This is a genomic window from Parablautia muri, assembly GCF_009917485.1.
Classification (GTDB): Bacteria; Bacillota; Clostridia; order Lachnospirales; family Lachnospiraceae; genus Suilimivivens; species Suilimivivens muri.
Genome location: NZ_QZDT01000120.1, coordinates 1 through 3519, shown reverse-complemented (window position 1 = coordinate 3519; position 3519 = coordinate 1). Strand labels below are relative to the sequence as shown.

Annotated in this window: 3 protein-coding genes; all 3 read left to right on the top strand. The window is 46.0% G+C overall.

Translation table 11 applies throughout. The features are described from left to right. Window positions 1-215: 215 nt before the first annotated feature. The 3 genes from D5281_RS24350 to D5281_RS24340 are packed head-to-tail and all read left to right on the top strand — an operon-like array spanning window position 216 to window position 3428. A complete protein-coding gene (locus tag D5281_RS24350) occupies window positions 216-1154 on the top strand; it encodes a tyrosine-type recombinase/integrase (protein WP_160562451.1) in 939 nt (312 codons plus the stop codon). Then, entirely contained in the window at window positions 1151-2416 is a 1266-nt protein-coding gene (locus D5281_RS24345; protein ID WP_160562450.1) for a tyrosine-type recombinase/integrase, read from the top strand. Before D5281_RS24350 ends, D5281_RS24345 begins: the two co-directional genes overlap by 4 nt. Next, window positions 2403-3428: a tyrosine-type recombinase/integrase gene (locus D5281_RS24340; protein WP_160562449.1), complete on the top strand. Its 1026-nt coding sequence runs from the start codon at window positions 2403-2405 to the stop codon at window positions 3426-3428. Before D5281_RS24345 ends, D5281_RS24340 begins: the two co-directional genes overlap by 14 nt. The last annotated feature ends 91 nt before the right edge of the window (window positions 3429-3519 follow it).

The following is a 3519-nucleotide window of genomic DNA, read 5'->3' as shown; positions in this document are numbered from 1 at the left end:
ATGTTATGCAAAGGAAAATATAATCCTGACACTTTTTAGTGATCAGCAGAATAACAGCATTTTGCCATAAAAAATATCAGGATTATATTTTTACGCCTATGCCTCCGGTTATAATGGAACTACCAAAAACAAAGGAGGATTTTATATGATAGTTCTATTTTCTATGCCGGATGTTTTTCCATGCATACAGCATCTTGTGGATGGGAGGTGTTATTGTGTCGGGTAAATATACCATTACGGAATGGCAGAGCACTATATATGAACAGTATATTGCCTTTAGGAAAAGAGCTTCCAGCTGTGCACCTTCTACAGAAAGAACAATTCGCGCTGCAATATTCAGTTTCTTTTCCTATATGAACGCAAACGGGATTGATGCTTTGTCCGATGTCAGGGCGGAACATCTTCATGACTGGCACATTTCTTCCGAACATTCATCATCAAGGGCGCGCAACCTTTACACCTCACAGCTGAGGATCTTTTTTGAGTATCTGTCCGAAAAAGGGCTTGTGCCCATATCTCTCCCTTTGGCACTGTCCTGTCAGCATGCTCCTAATGAAACAGTGGTGAAAGTGCTTTCCCGTGGGCAGATTGAGACTATCGAAACCTACGCCCGCCATGCCAAAAGCCCTATGCAACTCAGGGATTCCGCCATGCTCATGCTGGGATTAAAAATGGGTATGCGCGGAGCCGATATATACGGCTTAAAGTTTTCCGACATATCGTGGCGTAAGCAGGCCATCTCATTTATACAACAAAAGACAGGTGTATATATTGAATTGCCGATGCCTGTTGTTGTCGGAAACAGCATATACCGGTATATCACAGAAGGCCGTCCTGCCAGCACGGCAGATACGGTATTTGTTAATCATGTTTCACCAGACAATTCCCTGCGTGGCAGTACATCTGTCAGAAATGCGATACAGCGCATCTTTCGTGACGATGCCGAAAGAGACTTTACAGGATTCCATATCACCCGCCGTACTTTTGCGTCACAAATGCTTTGCTCCGGTAGCACAGTTCCCCTGATTGCAGCAGCACTGGGACATGCGCGAGCAGAAAGCGTAGCCCCTTATTTATCAACGGATGATGAAAACCTGCGCAGGTGCGCAATAGGATGCTGCGGCATTGAATACGCCGGGAGGTACGGGTTATGAGCATGGAACAATTCAGCAGTACGCTTGCGCCCGCAATATGCGGCCTTATCCGGATGAAACGCGATGCCGGGACAAAGTATATACACGGAGAAGTGCTGCTTGGTCAGTTTGACCGGTTCTGTAGCGGGATAGGATATAACGATACTGTCCTGTCAGAGGAACTGGTCATCCAATGGAAAAAGCATAACGAAAACCGTAAACACCGGCAGAAAAGGCAGATGATGACTTATGTGCGTCATCTTGGACGGTATCTGGCTTCAAAAGGGATGAATACCTATATCCCGCCTATGGAATATCATTCCGGAACTTCCGACCCGATTGAACTGTCCAGCGTATTTGGCCCGTATATTTCTGATTTTATTATGCTGAAACGGGCCAACGGATACAGCTATAACACGGAGGAACGGCTGCTGTACCGTTTTGACCGGTATTGCTCTGAAGCAGGAATTACGGAACCGCTGCTGACACGGGATATGATATATGGCTGGGCAGCGAAAACTACCTGTGAGAGTATGACTTACTTTCGGCAGTTTGCAAAGTATCTGCTGTCGGTCGGAATGGAAGCATATATTCCCCACGATAAACCTTCACAATCCCGCCGGGATCCGTATATTTTGTCCGTGCCGGAACTGTCCGCCTTTTTTGCGCAGGTTGACAGCTTCCAGCCCGGCTATCGTTCCTGTGACAGAATGGCGGCCGGATACAGTATAATGTTCCGGCTGTATTATTGCTGCGGAATGCGCCTGCAGGAGGTATGCATGCTGGCTGCGGCGGATGTTGACCTTGTGGGCGGGAAAATACTGATCCGCAATGCCAAAGGCCATAAAGACCGCGTCATATTTGTACATGAGGACATTTTGAAAATGTGCAAAAAATACGATGCCCTTGTTAAGGAAAGCGTTATGCAGAGGGAGTGGTTTTTTCCTGCACGCGACATAAACAAGCCTATACCAAAAACAAATATGAGCCGCCGCTTTGACTACTTCTGGTCAAAAACCGCGTTTGGAGATAATACGGTCCACAGCCCAACAGTTCATTCCTTGCGCCATACGTTTGTTGTAAACCGGATTAACCGCTGGATAAAGGCAGGCTGTGGCATGGAGCATATGATGCCTTATTTGAGCAGATATCTGGGACACAAAACAATAGAGGAAACCCATTATTATTACCACCTGGCTGCGGCGGCCACGGACATCATACGAAGCCATGATTTAACATCAGAAAAAAACATTCCGGAGGTAACTGCTTATGAGGAAATCTAATAAACAGCTGTTCTTTTCCATGACTTACGAATATCTTGAAATATATATGCGGACCCAGATGCTGCGAAGCCCCGCTACGATTGAATCATACAGGGATGCGCTGACTGTTTTCCGCCATTATTTAAGGGATGAACTGCATCTGTCTGCAGATTCCTTTGGCTTCAGCGACTGCACCAGGGATCTGGTCATGGGCTTTATGGAATATTTATCCTGTATAGGGAATAAGCCCGGAACACGAAACCAGCGTCTCACTGTGATCAAAAGCTACCTGTGGTTTGCTGCGGAAAAAGACATTACATTACAGTCTGTGGCAATCTCTGTCGGCAGGGTGAAATCCTGTAGGGATCCCAAGAAAGAAAAGCCCCTGCTGGATGATGAAGCAATGCGGCTTCTTTTAAATGCCCCGCCAGACACAAAGACAGGCATCCGCGATAAAACCCTGATGATCCTGCTGTATGACAGCGCAGCCCGGTTAGATGAAATCCTCAGCCTACGGTTATGTGATGTATCCCTGACATCCTCAGCCCCCTGCATCCGTGTAGTCGGAAAAGGGCGGAAAGAAAGAGTAATTGCCATCACGGAGCGGACTTCCGGACATTTGAAACAATACCTGTCTGTATACCATGTGAAGGGAACAGTAAATACAGATTTCTTATTTTATACCGTAATTAAAGGTGAATGCGGCAAAATGTCCGAGGCGAATGTCGAACGTTTTATTAAAAAATATGCTGGACAGGTACGAAAAGAATACCCTGATATTCCAGAACATGTACATCCGCATATGTTCCGCAGGACCCGGGCAACAGGCCTGTACCGTGATGGTGTTGACCTGGCTATTGTTTCACGCTTTCTTGGACATTCGCAACTGGAAACTACGAGAATTTATGCGACACCCTCAGTAGAAATGATGCGGGCTGCCCTTGCAAAAATACCGTCCGGTTCTCCAGATGAAGAAGCGCTCTGGAATACCGATGCAGATACTGAGATAGCTAAACTTTGTGGATTGCGATAAACATAATCCTGACAATTTTTTAGGAATTTCATTTATATTGGGCAGTGTCCTGGAAAATGTCAGGATTATATTTTCCTTTGCATAACATATT

Excerpts from the sequence above, each read along its gene's own strand:
- D5281_RS24345 (WP_160562450.1), top strand. The coding sequence starts at position 1,151 with ATGAGCATGGAACAATTCAGCAGTACGCTTGCGCCCGCAATATGCGGC.
- D5281_RS24340 (WP_160562449.1), top strand. The coding sequence starts at position 2,403 with ATGAGGAAATCTAATAAACAGCTGTTCTTTTCCATGACTTACGAATAT.